The sequence below is a fragment of the Caballeronia humi genome, from assembly GCF_001544475.1.
Taxonomy (GTDB): Bacteria; Pseudomonadota; Gammaproteobacteria; order Burkholderiales; family Burkholderiaceae; genus Caballeronia; species Caballeronia humi.
In genome coordinates, this window is the sequence record NZ_FCNW02000001.1 from 1 (window position 1) to 16,248 (window position 16,248).

The 16,248-nt window shown below is 65.1% G+C and carries 12 protein-coding genes; 8 read left to right on the forward strand and 4 right to left on the reverse strand.

Annotated features, from left to right (window positions below):
* Positions 1-327: 327 nt before the first annotated feature.
* The 3 genes from AWB65_RS00005 to zwf all read right to left on the reverse strand — a co-directional run bounded on the left by AWB65_RS00005 (position 328) and on the right by zwf (position 4,543).
* A complete protein-coding gene (locus AWB65_RS00005) occupies positions 328-2,253 on the reverse strand; it encodes a bifunctional transcriptional regulator/glucokinase (RefSeq protein ID WP_087665210.1) in 1,926 nt (641 codons plus the stop codon).
* Positions 2,234-2,938: a 6-phosphogluconolactonase gene (gene pgl, locus AWB65_RS00010; protein WP_087665211.1), complete on the reverse strand. Its 705-nt coding sequence runs from the start codon at positions 2,936-2,938 to the stop codon at positions 2,234-2,236. The genes AWB65_RS00005 and pgl overlap by 20 nt, the downstream gene beginning before the upstream one ends.
* A 141-nt stretch (positions 2,939-3,079) precedes the next feature.
* A complete protein-coding gene (zwf, locus tag AWB65_RS00015) occupies positions 3,080-4,543 on the reverse strand; it encodes a glucose-6-phosphate dehydrogenase (protein ID WP_087665212.1) in 1,464 nt (487 codons plus the stop codon).
* A gap of 538 nt (positions 4,544-5,081) precedes the next feature.
* Between zwf and AWB65_RS00020 the strand changes: the two genes are divergently transcribed.
* The 5 genes from AWB65_RS00020 (at position 5,082) to AWB65_RS00040 (ending at position 11,748) form a co-directional block, all read left to right on the forward strand.
* A complete protein-coding gene (locus AWB65_RS00020; RefSeq protein WP_087655120.1) occupies positions 5,082-6,332 on the forward strand; it encodes an ABC transporter substrate-binding protein in 1,251 nt (416 codons plus the stop codon).
* A gap of 155 nt (positions 6,333-6,487) precedes the next feature.
* Positions 6,488-7,432, forward strand: a complete 945-nt coding sequence (locus AWB65_RS00025; RefSeq protein ID WP_087665213.1) for a carbohydrate ABC transporter permease — start codon at positions 6,488-6,490, stop codon at positions 7,430-7,432.
* A complete protein-coding gene (locus tag AWB65_RS00030; protein ID WP_181505489.1) occupies positions 7,422-8,279 on the forward strand; it encodes a carbohydrate ABC transporter permease in 858 nt (285 codons plus the stop codon). The genes AWB65_RS00025 and AWB65_RS00030 overlap by 11 nt, the downstream gene beginning before the upstream one ends.
* Before the next feature lie 80 nt (positions 8,280-8,359).
* Complete coding sequence (locus AWB65_RS00035) at positions 8,360-9,478, forward strand: ABC transporter ATP-binding protein (protein ID WP_087665215.1); 1,119 nt, start codon at positions 8,360-8,362, stop codon at positions 9,476-9,478.
* A gap of 158 nt (positions 9,479-9,636) precedes the next feature.
* Complete coding sequence (locus AWB65_RS00040) at positions 9,637-11,748, forward strand: prolyl oligopeptidase family serine peptidase (RefSeq protein WP_087665216.1); 2,112 nt, start codon at positions 9,637-9,639, stop codon at positions 11,746-11,748.
* A 121-nt stretch (positions 11,749-11,869) separates the two neighbouring features.
* Here AWB65_RS00040 and AWB65_RS00045 read toward each other — a convergent pair whose 3' ends face one another.
* Positions 11,870-13,084: a Bcr/CflA family multidrug efflux MFS transporter gene (locus tag AWB65_RS00045; RefSeq protein ID WP_087665217.1), complete on the reverse strand. Its 1,215-nt coding sequence runs from the start codon at positions 13,082-13,084 to the stop codon at positions 11,870-11,872.
* A 121-nt stretch (positions 13,085-13,205) separates the two neighbouring features.
* Between AWB65_RS00045 and AWB65_RS00050 the strand changes: the two genes are divergently transcribed.
* The 3 genes from AWB65_RS00050 (at position 13,206) to ribD (ending at position 16,227) form a co-directional block, all read left to right on the forward strand.
* On the forward strand, positions 13,206-13,712 hold the full coding sequence (locus tag AWB65_RS00050; RefSeq protein WP_087665218.1) for a hypothetical protein: 507 nt from the start codon (positions 13,206-13,208) through the stop codon (positions 13,710-13,712).
* 85 nt (positions 13,713-13,797) lie between these two features.
* A complete protein-coding gene (hemL, locus tag AWB65_RS00055; protein ID WP_087665219.1) occupies positions 13,798-15,081 on the forward strand; it encodes a glutamate-1-semialdehyde 2,1-aminomutase in 1,284 nt (427 codons plus the stop codon).
* Between the two features lie 18 nt (positions 15,082-15,099).
* Positions 15,100-16,227 (forward strand): bifunctional diaminohydroxyphosphoribosylaminopyrimidine deaminase/5-amino-6-(5-phosphoribosylamino)uracil reductase RibD, encoded by a 1,128-nt coding sequence (gene ribD, locus AWB65_RS00060; RefSeq protein ID WP_087665220.1) that lies wholly within the window; start codon positions 15,100-15,102, stop codon positions 16,225-16,227.
* Positions 16,228-16,248: the final 21 nt, after the last annotated feature.

Here is a 16,248-nt window from a genome sequence, read left to right on the forward strand (position 1 = left end):
GCGCGAGGACGGATGTATGACTGCTGCACCGGTCCGGTGTACCGCGCGTTGCCACAGTGGGTCCGCGAGCCAAGCCCGGTTCCGCCGTGAGGGCGACACTTACTCTCCAGCGCCAATCCCAATCAAACGCTAGTGATGGATTGGTTAGCACTGGCGGTTGAAAGCTGCTTTCTTTGCTTACTTTCTTTGCAGCAGCAAAGAAAGTGAGTCCCGCCCCGGACAGGGGCAGAGCTAATAGACCGCTAAAAAAGCAAGTTTCATGGGAGCACAAGCGCATCAAACGGTTGAAACCCCAACCCCAACCCGGACCCCAAGCGCCAGCGTCACTCACTCCCGCGCCGCGCCCGACGCCCCATGGCTCAGCCAGTCCAGCACCGCGCCCGCTTCCTCATCGCCGGCTTCGCGAACCTTCGCCACCGTCTCGTTGAGCTTCGCCCCCGCTTGCGGCGCCGCGCGCCGAATCGCGACGCCGACCGCGAGAATATCGATGATGACGAGATGCAGGATGCGCGAAATCATCGACAACTGCGACTCGCGGATCTCAATGTGATCCGTTTCCAGCGCCACCGTCGCGCGCTTGGCGAGCGGCGTGTTGCTCGACGTGATCGCGACCACCGTCGCGCCCTGCTGCATCGCGACTTCCAGCACGCGCAGCAATTCAGGCGCACGCCCCGACTTCGACACCGCCACGATCACGTCGCCCTTGCCGAGCAGCGCCGCCGACGCCGCCTGCATGTACAAATCGCCGTAAGCGATCGTCGGAATGCCGAAGCGGAAGAACTTGTAGTGCGCGTCCTGCGCGACGATGTTCGAGTTGCCGAGCCCATAGAACTCGATGCGCCGCGCGCCGTTCAAAATGTCGATCGCGCGCTCGACGTTGTCGAAATTGAGATGCTCGCGCAGCTGCAAAATCGCCGACACGGTATTGTCAAGCACCTTCGCGCCGAAATCGGTGGCGGTGTCGCCGAGATGCACCTGGCTGTGGCTCACGGGAATCGTGCCGGTCAGGCCGGTCGCGAGCTTGAGCTTGAAGTCGGAGAGCCCCGTGCAGCCGAGCGAGCGGCAAAAGCGGATCACCGTCGGCTGGCTGACGTCCGCCTTCCTCGCAATGTCGATGATCGGATCGTTGATGATCGAGCGCGGGTGATTCAGCGCCAGATCGGCGACGCGCCTCTCGGCGGGCGTCAGCGCATCGCGCATCTGGCGAATCCGCTCGAACACCGCCGACGATCCGCTGTTCGCGCGATTCGACAGTTGCTCGGCCAGAATCGCCGAAACGCCAAGGAACGCCGGATATTCCGCCGTGATGACGTAGGTCGGAATGCCGGACAGATACTGCTGAAAGCGCCCTTTGGCCTCGAAACGCTCGCGAAACGGCGACTTGTGGAACAGTTCGCCCAACTTGAGCACCACCCCGCCGCCGATATAGATGCCGCCCAGCGCGCCGAGCGTCACCGCGATATTCCCCGAGAACGTGCCGAGAATGCCGCAAAAGCAGTTGACGGCTTCCAGCGCGAGCGCCTCGCCGTCGTGGGCGCGTTTCGTGACGTCGGCGCTCGTGAACGGCTCGGCCACCGTTACGTTGTCGCGCTCCGCGAATGCGCGGTAAATGACCTCCAGCCCCGGCCCCGCCGAGACGCGCTCGAACGACACGTGACTCGGAAACTTGCGGCGCGCATAGCGCAGCACGAGGTCTTCGTCTTCGTTCGTCGGCGCGAAAGTGGCGTGGCCGCCCTCGCTGCCGAGCGCGATCCAGCGGTCATCCGCCGGAATCAGGCCCGAGACGCCCAGGCCCGTGCCCGGCCCGAGCAGGCCGATCACGCTGTTCTGCCGCCGCGCGCCGCCGCCGACCTGCACGCGCTGCGCGTCGGTCAGGCCCGGCAGCGCCATCGCGAGCGCGGTGAAGTCGTTGACCACGAGCAGCGTGTCGAAGCCGAGCGCCCGGCGCGTCGCTTCGATCGAAAAACTCCAGTCGTGATTGGTCATCGCGACGTGATCGCCGTCGACCGGATTCGCGATCGCGACCGCCGCGTGGTTGACGCGGCCGACCTTGGTGTCCTTCAGGTACTGCTGCATGACCTCGGCGATGCCGGGATAGTCGGCGCCCGGATACACGCGGATCTGGCCGATCTCGCCGGGCGACGTTTCCAGCGCGAAGCGCGCGTTGGTGCCGCCGACGTCGGCGAGCAGCCTCGGTCCGTCGGGATGCTGGTTGCCGGCCGGCGCGGCCTTGCTATGCACACCAGTAGACATCGAGCTTGACTCCCTGAGCATTGGCCAACGTCGAGATGGCGTTTTTTTGCGGCGCGGCGAGCGCCGCGTTCAATACGTCGAGCTTCTTCTGGCCCGCGATCAGCAGATACAACTGGCCGATCTGCTTCAGCGCCGACATCGACAGGCTCACGCGCGCGTGCGGCGCGCTCGCCGGATGCACGGCGATGAAACGGTCGGCGCTCGAGATCGCGAAATCCCATTCGGGGGCGTCGGCGAAGATCGAGGCCGTGTGCCCGTCCTCGCCCATGCCGAGGATGGCGACGTCCGGCAGGCGGCGCTGCGCGTCGCCGTTCAGATCGGCGACGTGCTCTTCCAGCGACTGCGACGTGTCGACGAGCGGCCAGAAGTACGCCGCGCTCGCCGCGTCCTGCAGGAGCGTCTCGCGCACGAGGCGCGCGTTGCTCGCGGCGTCGGATTCGGGCACCCAGCGATCGTCGACGAGCGTTACGTCGATGTGCGCCCAGTCGAGCGCGTGCGTGGAAAGCGTCTGCAAAAAGGGCCGCGGACTCGTGCCGCCGGACACGGCGAGCGTCGCGTGGGGGGCTTGAGCGCCGCCGGACGCGGCGCCGCGAGCCGCCAGCGACGCCTGTAGCGCGTCGCCCACGGCTTTCGCCAGCGCGTCCGACTGGGCGCGCGGGTCGTCGAAAGTGTGAAGCTCGATCACTGCTCCTCCATCCTGCTTTGTTTTGATTTGATCAGCCCGCCGCTTCGATGCGGGCGGCGGGTGTCTTCCCCAGAACTTCTGCGCTCTATTGTCGTCTTGTTTTGTAAGCTTCACTGCGCGCCAAAAAGCGTCGCGCGCACATCAGTTCTCTTCTTCCAGCCAGCACGTTCCGTGCTGCGCCAGCATCGCGCTCGATGCCGCCGGCCCCCACGTGCCCGCCGCGTAAGGCTTCGGCGGCTTGGTCGAGACGGCCCATTCGTTCAGGATCGGTTCGACCCAGCGCCACGCCGCTTCCTGCTCGTCGCGCCGCACGAAAAGCGCGAGGCGCCCGCGAATCACGTCGAGCAACAGGCGCTGGTACGCCTCCATCTGCCCTTCGCGGAAAAACTGGTCGAACGCGAGGTCGAGGTGCACGCTCGCGAGATTCATCCCTTCGCCCGGCTGCTTTGCGAGGCAATAGAGGCGGATGGTTTCGTTCGGCTGCAAGCGGATAACGAGGCGGTTCGCCCCGGCGCGCAAGGCGTTCGCGCCGAGCGCCGAGTGCGGCACCGGGCGGAAATTCACGACGATCTCCGCGACCCGGTCCGCCAGCCGCTTGCCCGTGCGCAGGAAGAACGGCACGCCGGCCCAGCGCCAGTTTTCGATCTCGACTTTCAGCGCGACGAAGGTCTCCGTCCTGCTCTCGGTGCGCACGCCGGGTTCGGTCGCGTAGGCCGGCACCGACTGGCCCTTGATCACGCCCGCGTGATACTGGCCGCGCACGGCGACCTTGCTGATGTCGCGTTCGTCGATGGGCTTGAGCGCGCGCAGCACGCGCAGCTTTTCGTCGCGGACGGAATCGGAATCCATCGAATGCGGCGGCTCCATCGTCACGATGGAGAGCAGTTGCAGCAGGTGGTTCTGCACCATGTCGCGCAACGCGCCGGTGTTGTCGTAGAAATCGCCGCGCGCTTCCACGCCGAGTTCTTCCGCGATCGTGATCTGGATGCTCTCCACCCATTCGCGGCGCCAGAGCGGCTCGAACAGCGCATTGCCGAAGCGCAGCGCGAGTAAGTTTTGCACCGGCTCCTTGCCGAGATAGTGGTCGATCCGGTAGATCTGCTCTTCCTGGAAGATCTCGCCGACCGCGTCATTAATGGCATTCGACGATTCCAGGTCGTAGCCGAGCGGTTTTTCCAGCACGATGCGCGCGTTCTGGTTCAGCCCGACTTCGGCGAGCGCGCGGCAGATCGGCACGAAAAGCGACGGCCCGGTCGCGAGATAGAAGACACGCGTGCCGTCGTGCTGGGCAACCGCGTCTCGCAAAATCCGGAAATCCTCCGGCCGGCCAAGGTCGATATGCACGTATTCGACGCGCGCAAGAAAGCCCGTCCACGCGCTTTCGTCCACGACACCGTTCTTCGCGACGTGTGGCTTCACGTGCTCCTCAACCCAGCCGAGATACGCCTCGCGCGTCTCGACGCCGCGCGCCACCGCCACGATCTTGCCTGCCGCCGCGAGCATGCCCGCACGGTGCGCTTCGAAGAGCGCCGGCAGGATCTTGCGCATCGAAAGATCGCCGGTTCCGCCGAACAGCACGAAGATGAAATTCGAGTCGGTTTGCATGTGTCTCCGTCGTCCTCAGGAGGACCGTAGTCCGATAAAAATATTTTTGACACTGAATTGTAGTTTAACTACAATCCAAATCAAGAGGTAATGTCATCCCGGAATAAAAAGCTTATGTCAATCAGAATATGAGCGTTTTCCCGAGGTTTTGGCGTTTTTTTGCATGTTAACGGACCTCCGGCGCCGGCGCATTTTGCGCACGGTGATCGGGCGCCAGTTTTCAGCGACCTCGTGCCTTCGCGCCGGGCGATCGCCGTACATCCGGCAATCGGCGGCCAAAGGCTCAAGCAAAATCAAAAGAGGAGACAACCGTTGCGATTCGAAACACTCATCTCTTGAGAGCCGTACGGCCGCCTATCGGTCTGCCGGCCTTGGCGCGCGAGTCCAGAGGTTCTCTGCCGGCCCGCCGCACTCTTCCCGCCGACACGCCGAGCCCCGGCCACCCCGTTTTTTCGTTTTACCCGTGTTTCCAGCCAACGCTTCCTGTCGCATCAGGGGCCAATCGTTTTTTGTTCAGGTGTTTCGGAGGAGATAAACAATGAAAGTCCGTAAGCTCATGGGCGCGCTTTGCGCCGCTGGTCTCATGTGTGGCGCGTCGGCGTCGGTGCAGGCGGCCGAAGCCGTGTCGGTGTTGCACTGGTGGACGTCCGGCGGTGAATCGAAGGCGATTGGCGTGCTCAAGGACGACATGACCAAGCAGGGCTACACGTGGAAGGACTTCGCCGTCGCCGGTGGCGCCGGTGCCGCTGCGATGACCGCGCTGAAGACCCAGGTGATTTCGGGCAACGCGCCGACGGCCGCGCAGATCAAGGGTCCGCTGATCCAGGAATGGGCGGAGCAAGGGGTGCTCGTGCCGATCGATTCGGTTGCCGGTGACTGGAAGAAGAACCTGCCGCCTGAAATCGACAAGATCATGCACGCCGACGGCCACTACGTCGCCGCGCCCTTCTCGGTGCACCGCGTGAACTGGCTGTACATCAACAAGGCCGCGCTCGACAAGGCCGGCGGCAAGGTACCGACCACCTGGCCCGAATTCTTCGAAGTCGCCGACAAGATGAAGGCCGCGGGCCTGGTCGCGGTCGCGGCCGGCGGCCAGCCGTGGCAGGACCTGACGCTGTGGGAAGACGTCGTGCTGTCGCAGGGCGCGGACTTCTACAAGAAGGCGATCGTCGATCTGGACCAGAAGACGCTGACCTCGGACCAGATGGTCAAGGTGTTCGACACGGTCCGCAAGGTCCAGTCGTACTTCGATAACGGCCGCACCGGCCGCGACTGGAACCTCGCCACGGCGATGGTCATCAACGGCAAGGCCGGCATGCAGTTCATGGGCGACTGGGCGAAGGGCGAATTCGCGGGCGCGAACAAGAAGGCGGGCACCGACTACGTCTGCGCGGCCGTGCCGGGCACGGAGAAGTCCTTCACGTTCAACGTCGACTCGTTCGTGTTCTTCCAGCAGAAGGGCCAGAAGACCGCCACGCCCGGTCAGCTCGCACTCGCGAAGACCATCATGTCGCCGGAATTCCAGGAGCAGTTCAGCCTGAACAAGGGTTCGGTGCCGGCACGCCTGGGCGTCAAGATGGACAAGTTCGACGACTGCGCGAAGAAGGCCTACTCCGACGAACAGACGTCGCTCAAGTCGGGCGGCTATGTGCCCTCGCTGGCGCACGGCATGGCTCAGGGCGATGCGACCGCTGGCGCGATCACGGACGTCGTGACGAAGTTCATGAACTCGTCGCAGGATTCGAAGAGCGCGGTTCAGGCTCTCGCGAACGCCGCCAAGACGAAGTAATGACGTAGAGCAAGCGGGCGCCGTACGGTTTGCACCGATGGCGCCCGCTTCGAAAGAAGCACCAAAATCGTCGCATCATGTGCTGGCGTGACACCGGTAGCGCCGCTCTCTCGCGCTCCCGGCGGCTCGCCGGCACGTTTTCCAGGAGTCGAGTTGTGGCTGCCTCCCTCAGCGGTACCGCGGACAAAAATCCGCAAAACCCGCCCCGCCGCGCATCTCCCGCGGCGGCGCTTGCCGATAAATGGATTCCGAAGCTGGTGCTCGCACCGAGCGTGCTGATCGCGCTGGTCTTCGTCTACGGTTTCATCCTGATCACCGGTTATCTGTCGCTCACGAATTCGCGACTGATGCCGCGCTATGAGTTCTCCGGCCTCGACCGCTATCGACAGCTCTTCGCCAACGACGTCTGGTGGACCTCGGCCGCGAATCTCGGCTGGTTCGGCATTCCGTTCATCGCGATCTGCGTCGCGCTCGGGCTCTTCCTCGCGATCCTGCTCGACCAGAAGATCCGCAACGAAGGCGCCCTGCGCGCGCTTTTTCTGTATCCGATGGCGCTGTCGTTCATCGTGACGGGCACCGCGTGGCAGTGGATTCTCAATCCGGGCCTGGGCCTGGAGAAAGTGTTCCACGACTGGGGCTGGACGAGCTTCTCGTTCGACTGGCTCGGCAATCCGGACAAAGCCATCTTCTGCGTCGTGATCGCGGCCGTGTGGCAATCGACCGGTTTCGTCATGGCGCTCTTCCTCGCGGGCCTGCGCGGCGTGGACGCGGAAATCTTCAAGGCGGCGCAAATGGACGGCGCGGGCCTGCCGACCATCTACCGCAAGATCGTGATTCCGAGCATGCGGCCGGTGTTCTTCTCCGTGCTGCTGATTCTCTGCCACATCACGATCAAGACCTTCGACCTCGTCGTCGCGCTGACGGCGGGCGGTCCGGGCACGTCGTCCTCGCTGCCGGCGATGTTCATGTACACGTTTTCGTTCAATCGCGGGCAACTGGGCGTCGGCGCCGCGTCGTCGATGATGATGCTCGCGACGGTGGTCGCGGTGCTCGTGCCGCTCATGTATCTCGAATCGAGGAGCACCCGCAATGCAGCCTAAGATGACGATAAGCCGCGCCGTCATTTACGCGGCGCTGATCCTGTTCGCGCTCTACTTCCTGTTCCCGATCTACGTGATGGTGTCCACGTCGTTCAAGGACCTCGACCAGTTGCGCACCGGCAACCTGCTCACGCCGCCCACGCACTGGACGTTCGCGCCGTGGGTGAAAGCGTGGCAGGAAGCGTGCACCGGCGTGCGCTGCGACGGCATGAAGCCGTTCTTCCTGAACTCCGTGATGATGGTGATCCCGGCCGTGCTGCTCTCGTCGATCATCGGCGCGTTCAACGGCTATGTGCTCACGCACTGGCGCTTTCCAGGCGCTGATGCGCTCTTCACGATGCTGCTGGTCGGCTGCTTCATCCCGTTCCAGGCGATTCTCCTGCCGATGGCGCGACTGCAGGGCATGCTCGGACTGTCGAACACGATCGGCGGGCTCGTGCTCGTGCACGTGGTGTACGGCATCGCGTTCACGACGATGTTCTTCCGCAATTTCTACGTGAGCATTCCGGCGGAACTCGTGAAGGCGGCGCGCATCGACGGTGCGGGTTTCTTCACGATCTTCACGAAGATCCTGCTGCCGGTTTCGCTGCCGATCTTCATGGTCTGCCTGATCTGGCAATTCACGCAGATCTGGAACGACTTCCTGTTCGGGATCGTGTTCTCCGGCGTCGATTCGATGCCGATCACCGTCGCCCTGAACAACCTCGTGAACACGTCGACGGGCGTGAAGGAATACAACGTCGACATGGCGGGCGCGATCATCGCGGCGCTGCCGACACTCGTCGTCTACATGGTCGCCGGCCGCTTCTTCGTGCGCGGCCTGACGGCGGGCGCGGTGAAGGGCTGAATTTTTTGGCGGGCGCCGCCTCTAAAGGCGCGCTCGCTGGCTAAAGACAATCGAGCAGCAAGAGACAAAGAGGATTCACAATGGCAAGCCTTTCCATCCGTGACGTGTACAAGACCTACCCGAACGGGGTGCCGGTTTTGAAGGGCGTCAACATCGACATCGACGACGGCCAGTTCCTGATTCTCGTCGGCGGCTCGGGCTGCGGAAAATCGACGCTCCTGAACATGATCGCCGGACTCGAGACCGTGACCAAGGGCGACATCATGATCGGCGGCCAGACGGTCAACAACCTCTCGCCGAAGGACCGCGACATCGCGATGGTGTTCCAGTCGTACGCGCTCTACCCGTCGATGAGCGTGCGCGACAACATCTCGTTCGGCCTCAACATCCGCAAGGTGCCGAAGGACGAGCAGAAGAAGATCGTCGATCGCGTGTCGGACACGCTGCAGATCCAGCATCTGCTCGACCGGAAGCCGGGGCAGTTGTCCGGTGGCCAGCGCCAGCGCGTCGCGATGGGCCGCGCGCTCGCCCGCGATCCCGTGATGTTCCTGTTCGACGAACCGCTTTCGAACCTCGACGCGAAGCTGCGTATCGAAATGCGCTCGGAAATCAAGCTGCTGCATCAGCGCCTTGGAACGACGATCGTCTACGTGACGCACGACCAGATCGAAGCGATGACGCTCGGCGACCGCATCGCCGTGATGAAGGACGGCGTCGTGCAGCAGTTCGGCGCGCCGCAGGAAATCTACGATTCGCCGGCGAACCTGTTCGTCGCGGGCTTCATTGGCGCGCCGCCGATGAACTTCGTCAGCGGCAAGCTGGTGGAAGCGGGCTCGGGGATCGGGCTGGAGCTGGATACAGGCGTCGCGCGCCAGGTGCTGAACCTGCCGTTCGATGCGCCGAAGCTGCGCAACAAGACCGGCGAGGAAGTGATTCTCGGGCTGCGCCCCGAGCGCATCACCGATGCGCGCAGCGCGCATGACGTCACGAACGCGAGCCTGCAGCCGGTGGAAGTGAAAGTCGACGTGATCGAGCCGACCGGCCCCGATACGCTCGTATTCGCGCAAGTGAACGGCAAGCGGATCGTGAGCCGCGTGCACCCGGCGGCGAACCCGCAGCCGCTTACCAACATGACGCTGTTGTTCGATGTGTCGAAGGCTGTGTTGTTCGATCCGAAGACGGAGGAGCGGCTGGCTTGAGTCTTTGGTTTGCTTTTTGCGATGAAGCCGCGCTTTATGCGCGGCTTTTTTCATGGCGCGACGCTTTTGCCCCCCGCCCGACGAGCGATGCGCCCACGGCGGGCATAATCGAAGTCTTGCCGCACCCCGCGTGCGACTCTTCACAGGCTTTCCATCGCATGAGTTTTCTCTCCACGCATCCCGAACTCGCCTTCCCTTCTGCAAGCGAAGGCGATCCGTTCATCGCCCTCGAAGCGCTCGATGACGCGCAGGTCGACGCCTGGATCGGCGCACAGAATCAGCGCACGATGAACGCGTTCGGCCACACGCCCGACGCCGATGCGCTGACCGCACGGCTCGCGAAGGCGTACACGTCGAAGGACCGCATCGTCACCTGCTCGCGCTACGGCGACTGGGGCTACAACACCTGGCAGGACGACGAGCATCCGCTCGGCATCACGCGCCGCACGCCGTGGAGCGCCTGGCTCGCGGGCAAGCCGGAGTGGCAAACCGTGCTCGACGTCGATGCGCTCGATCTCAACAACGTCGAAGGCGACGACACCCGCTGGGCGCTGCACGGCTTCGACATGCTCTACCCCACCTGGGACCGCGCGCTCGTGAGCCTGTCGCCGGGCGGCTCGGACGCGTGCATCGTGCGCGAGTTCGATGTCGAAGCGCGAGCGTTCGTCGCGGGCGGCTTCGAGTTGCCCGATGTCGGCAAGCACGGCATTTCGTGGATCGATCGCGATACGGTGTACGTCGGCTGGGACGATAGCGCGCATACGAAGAAGCCTGCGCTTACCACTTCCGGGTTTCCGCGCGAGGCACGCCGCTGGTCACGCGGCACGCCGCTCGCTCAAGCGCCCGTCGTGTTCGAGGGCAAGCGGCGCGATGTGTCGGCGGGTGCGGACTACGATCCTCTGGAGAAGCTTCACTTCGCGTCGCGTGCGGTGACGTTCTACGAGACGATGCAGTACTGGCTCGACGAGACGACGGGCGAGTGGCGCCAGTACGACGTACCGCTGCACGCCGAGATCGAGCACTGGAACGGCTGGTTCTTCGTCACGCCGCGCGAGGACTGGACCGTTGCGGGCACGCGTTACGCGAGCGGGTCGCTGCTTGTGATGCGGCGCGACGCGTTTCTCGACGGAGCGCGCGATTTCACCGTGCTCTTCAAGCCGTCGGGGCGGCGCGTGCTTGCGGACATCGACTTCACGAAGCAGTGGCTGATCGTCTCGCAAATGGACGACGGCGAGCCGCGCATCGCGCTTTGGCGCCCGCCTGCGCAAGCCGAAGCGTTGTGGGACACGCGTGATTTCGCGCTGCCGACGGCAAGCCAGTCGTATCTCGATTCGATCGATTCGGAGCGCGACGATACGGTGCTCATCCACGTCGAGCATTTTTTGACACCGCCGTCGCTGTATTTCGCGGATCTTGCTGATGGCGCCATCGATGAGCCGTGGCAACTGCTCGCGCAGCTTCCCGCGCAGTTCGACGCGACGGGGCTTTCGGCCGTGCGTCGTCACGCCCGCGCGCCCGATGGCGTCGAGATTCCGTACTGGCTGATCGGCCGCGAGGCGAATCTCGCGGGGAGCGCCGCGCCGTGCCTGTTGTACGGCTACGGCGGCTTTGAAGTCGCGCTCGATCCCCACTACGACGCGACGACCGGCATGGCCTGGCTCGAATCCGGCGGCCTGTTCGCGATCGCGAATATTCGCGGCGGCGGCGAGTTCGGGCCGCTTTGGCATCAGGCGGCGCAGCGCGAAAAACGCCAGGTCTCGTTCGACGATTTCCTGGCGGTCGCGCAATCGCTGATCGAGTCGGGTGTGACGACGGCGAAGCAACTCGCGATCCGCGGCGGCAGCAATGGCGGCCTCCTGACCGGCGCGTGCATGATTCAGCGGCCTGAGTTGTTCGGCGCGGTGCTGTCGGAGGTGCCTCTCCTCGACATGGCGCGCTTCCACCTGCTACTGCAGGGCGCATCGTGGATCGACGAATACGGCGACCCCGACGATGCCGACGACCTGCGTTTTCTGATGACCTATTCGCCGTATCAGAAGGTGCGGGTTGACGCGGTGTATCCGCCAGCCCTGTTCACGTCATCGACGACGGATGACCGCGTGCACCCCGGCCACGCCCGCAAGATGGCCGCACGGATGCAGACGCAAGGGCATGAAAGGACGTGGTATCTGGAGAACCGGGACGGCGGGCACGGCGCGGGTGTCGAGCCGGAAGCGGTAGCGCGTGTAGAGGCGACGGCCTTTACGTTCCTGAAGGCGATGGTGGGGTGACTGCGGGTCGCGCTCCGCCACGCGGGGCGTTGATGAGAAGAGTCTTATGCCCTTGACGGGAAGCACCTCAAACTGACTCGCCTCCCGCCGCGTCGAACGCGCTCGAACTGCCGGGCGTCCGTCAGACCGCCCTGACCGGCGTCTCATGCCACCGCAACACCAGTGTGCGCCCGGCGAACGTCAGCAACCCGCAGACTCCGATCACGACACCCATTCCGCGCGGCGTTCCGTCGTGGAAAAGCCCCACCGCAAGCGACGCCGCCGCCCCGAGCGCCAACTGCACCGCCCCAAAAAGCGCCGCCGCCGCGCCCGCGTTATGCGGATAGCGATGCATCAGATCCGTCGTGCAATTCGCCGACAACAGCCCCACCACGCCGACCACGAAAAACAGGCACACGACGATCGACCACAATCCGCCCCACCCCGTCAGGCAAACGAGCGCCACCGAGAGCGCCGCGACCACGCTCACGAAAGCGGCGCCCGAAATCATCCTGAGCGACCCCACCCGCCCGACGAGCCGCGTATTGAGCACATTCCCCGAAATGATCCCGACGATGTTCAGCCCGAACAGCAAGCCGTAGTGCTGCGGCTGCACATGAAAGTAGTCGATATAGACGAACGGCGTCGCCGTGATGTAAGCGAACATCGACGCGAACGCCATCCCGCCGCACAGCATATGGCCCCATGTGACGGGATCGGTCAAAAGCCGCCCGTAAGCGGCGAACGAAACCCCGAGCGCCGAACTCGCCCGTTTCTCGCGCGGCCAGGTTTCGGGCACGCGCAGGAACGCCGTCACCGCGCAGACCGCGCCGAACAGCGTCAACGCCATGAACACGACGCGCCAGCCGCCGAGCAGCAGCAACTGCCCGCCGATCAGCGGCGCGAGCAGCGGCCCGATCGACGTAACGATGGACAGCATCGAAAGAACGCGGGCGGCGTCGGTGGCTTCGTGGGCGTCGCGGGCGATCGCGCGCGCGAGCACCGATGCCGCGCCCGCGCCCAGCGCCTGCAGGAAGCGTACGAAGATGAGCGCATCGATCGACAGCGCCGCCGCGCACGCGATGCTCGCCACCGTATACAACGCGATGCCGCCGAGCAGCACCGGGCGCCGGCCGTAGGCATCGGAGAGCGGGCCGTACAGCAGCATGCCGACCGAGAAGCCGCACATGAAGCTCGTGAGCGTGGTTTGCGCAGCGGCGGCGCTCGTGCCGAATGCGGCCGCGAGCGCGGGCAGGCTCGGCAAATACATGTCGATCGACAGCGGCCCGCACGCGGCGAGCGCGCCGAGCAAAAGGATCAGGCGGGCATCGGGACGGCGCCGCGTGGTTTGGGTCATGGGAATCGGCGGGAGGCGGTGGGAATGAAGAGGCGATGCTCATTGTACGCGAGGGCTCCCGGTCATCCGGCCCCTGATCCGGTAAGCTGTTTCGATCCTCAGAGTCACAAAATCCACCCGAATGACCGCCTTTCTTCTCATCTGGAGCCCGAAAAAGTGGCCGTGGCCCGAGTTGCCGGATATCGCGCGCCGGGTCGCCGCGGGCGAAGCCGTCACCGATGCCTGGGGCTGCGGCACCTCGCGCAGCCTCCTGCCCGGCGACCGCGTGTTCGTGCATCGCGTGGCGCAGGAGCCGAAGGGCGTGTTCGCGTCCGGTTACGTGACGCGTGCACCATACGAAGTGCCCGACGCCACTAAAAAGCGCGGCTTTCGGCTGTGCATCGACTTGGTATACGACTGGCTCATCGATGCGCACGATAGCGTCGTCGTGACGCGCGACGAATTGCGCGCGCATCCATTTTCCGTGCAGACGTGGGACGCGCAAAGCTCCGGCACCGCCATCAAGCCGATGGCCGAAGGCGCGCTCGAAAAGCTCTGGACCGCGCGCACCGGCAGGCGCTCGCGGCCACCGCCATCGGCCGTCACGTCCCCGCCCGTTTCAGGCGACTCCGGTACAATTTCATCTTGATTTGTGCTGTTGCACCGCGCGTCGATCGGACGATTCTCATTGGCGCGCAGTGCTCGGCATCCACTTCCAGCGCAGGCCCTCATCCATGTCCAAGAATCAAGCTCTCTTCGATCGCGCCCAGCAGACCATCCCCGGCGGCGTGAATTCGCCGGTGCGCGCGTTCCGCTCGGTCGGCGGCACGCCGCGCTTCATCGAGCGCGCGCAGGGCCCGTATTTCTGGGACGCCGACGGCAAGCGCTACATCGACTACATCGGCTCCTGGGGCCCGATGATCCTCGGCCACGTCCATGCCGAAGTGCTCGACGCCGTGCAGCGCGTGCTCGGCAACGGCTTCTCGTTCGGCGCGCCGACCGAGGCTGAAATCGAGATCGCGGAGGAAATCTGCAAGCTGGTGCCGTCGATCGAGCAGGTGCGCATGGTGTCGAGCGGCACCGAAGCGACGATGAGCGCGCTGCGTCTCGCGCGCGGCTTCACTGGCCGCAGCCGCATCGTCAAATTCGAAGGCTGCTATCACGGTCACGCCGACAGCCTGCTCGTCAAGGCGGGCTCGGGGCTGCTGACGTTCGGCAATCCGACCTCGGCCGGCGTCCCCGCCGACATCGCGAAGCACACCACCGTCCTCGAATACAACAACGTCGAGCAGTTGAACGAGGCGTTCGCGGCGTTCGGCGGCGAGATCGCGTCGGTGATCGTGGAGCCGGTCGCGGGCAACATGAACCTCGTGCGCGCGACGCCCGAGTTCCTGCAGGCGTTGCGCGATCGCTGCAGCGACTACGGCGCGGTGCTGATTTTCGACGAAGTGATGTGCGGATTCCGCGTGGCGCTCGGCGGCGCGCAGGCGCTCTACGGCGTGAAGCCGGACCTGACGTGCCTCGGCAAGGTGATCGGCGGCGGCATGCCGGCAGCCGCGTTCGGCGGACGGCGCGACATCATGGCGCATCTCGCGCCGACCGGCGGCGTCTATCAGGCGGGCACGCTCTCGGGCAATCCGATTGCGGTCGCCGCTGGCCTCAAGACGCTGCAACTGATCCAGAAGCCGGGTTTCCACGACCAGCTCGCAAAGCAGACGAAGCGCCTCACCGACGGCCTCACCGCCGCCGCGCGCGAGGCAAAGGTGCCGTTCGTCGCGGATGCGCTCGGCGGCATGTTCGGCCTCTATTTCGCCGACAAGATCCCCGCGAGCTTCGCCGAAGTCACGCAAGGCGATACAAAGCGCTTCAACGCGTTCTTCCACGCGATGCTCGACGCGGGCGTGTACTTCGCGCCGTCGGCGTATGAGGCGGGTTTCGTCTCGATCGCCCACGACGACGCCGTGATCGACGCGACGCTCGATGCCGCGCGCGGCGTCTTCGCGCAACTCGCGGCGTAAGCGCGGGCCGCCCGCACGATGTTCTCCCAGACCGATTTCACCTACATGGAACGCGCGCTGGCGCTCGCCGCACGCGGCATGTATACGACGACGCCGAATCCGCGCGTCGGCTGCGTGCTGGTCAAGAACGGCGAGGTGATCGGCACGGGTTTCACTCAGCCGGCCGGCCACGATCACGCCGAAGTCCGCGCGCTGAAGGACGCCCGCGCGCGCGGTAAGGACCCGCGCGGCGCGACCGCCTACGTCACGCTCGAGCCTTGCAGCCACTTCGGCCGCACGCCGCCGTGCGCGTCGGCGCTGATCGACGCGCGCGTCGAGAAGGTGATCGCGGCGATGGAAGATCCGAATCCGTCGGTCTCGGGACGCGGCCTCGCGATGCTGCGCGACGCCGGCATAGACGTCCGTTGCGGGCTGCTCGCGAACGAAGCGTATGAGATGAACATCGGATTCGTCTCACGCATGACGCGCCGCCGGCCGTGGGTGCGCATGAAGGTCGCGGCGACGCTCGACGGGCGCACCGGCCTGCCGACAGGTGAAAGCCAGTGGATCACGGGCGCGGATGCACGCGCCGACGGCCATGCGTGGCGAGCCCGCGCGTGCGCGATCCTGACGGGCATCGGCACGGTGCGCGAGGACGACCCGCAACTGACGGTGCGCGCCGTCGATACGCCACGTCAGCCGCAACGCGTCCTGATCGACAGCCGGCTCGACGTGCCGCTCACGGCGAAGCTCCTCGACGGCGCGCCGCTCTGGGTGTTCTGCGGCAAGGACGCCGAGCCGTCGCGCGCGGCGGCGCTGCGCGAGCGCGGGGCCGATCTGATCGAGCTCGCGAACGAGCACGGCAAGGTCGATCTGCCGGCGATGCTCGGCGTGCTCGCCGATCGCGGCATCAACGAGTTGCATGTCGAGGCGGGGCACAAGCTGAACGGGTCGCTGCTGCGCGAGGGCTGCGTCGACGAGCTGCTCGTCTATCTCGCGCCGGGCCTGCTCGGCAACGCGCCCGGCATGTTCGACTTCGCGCCGCCCACGACGCTCGATGCCCGGCCGCATCTCAAATTTCACCGCATCGATCGTCTCGGCGACGATCTGCGCATCCTGGCGCGCTTCGTCGAGACGCATGGCGCGGCGAGCCCGGATATCAATTAGACGATCAGAAGAGGAAGCGCG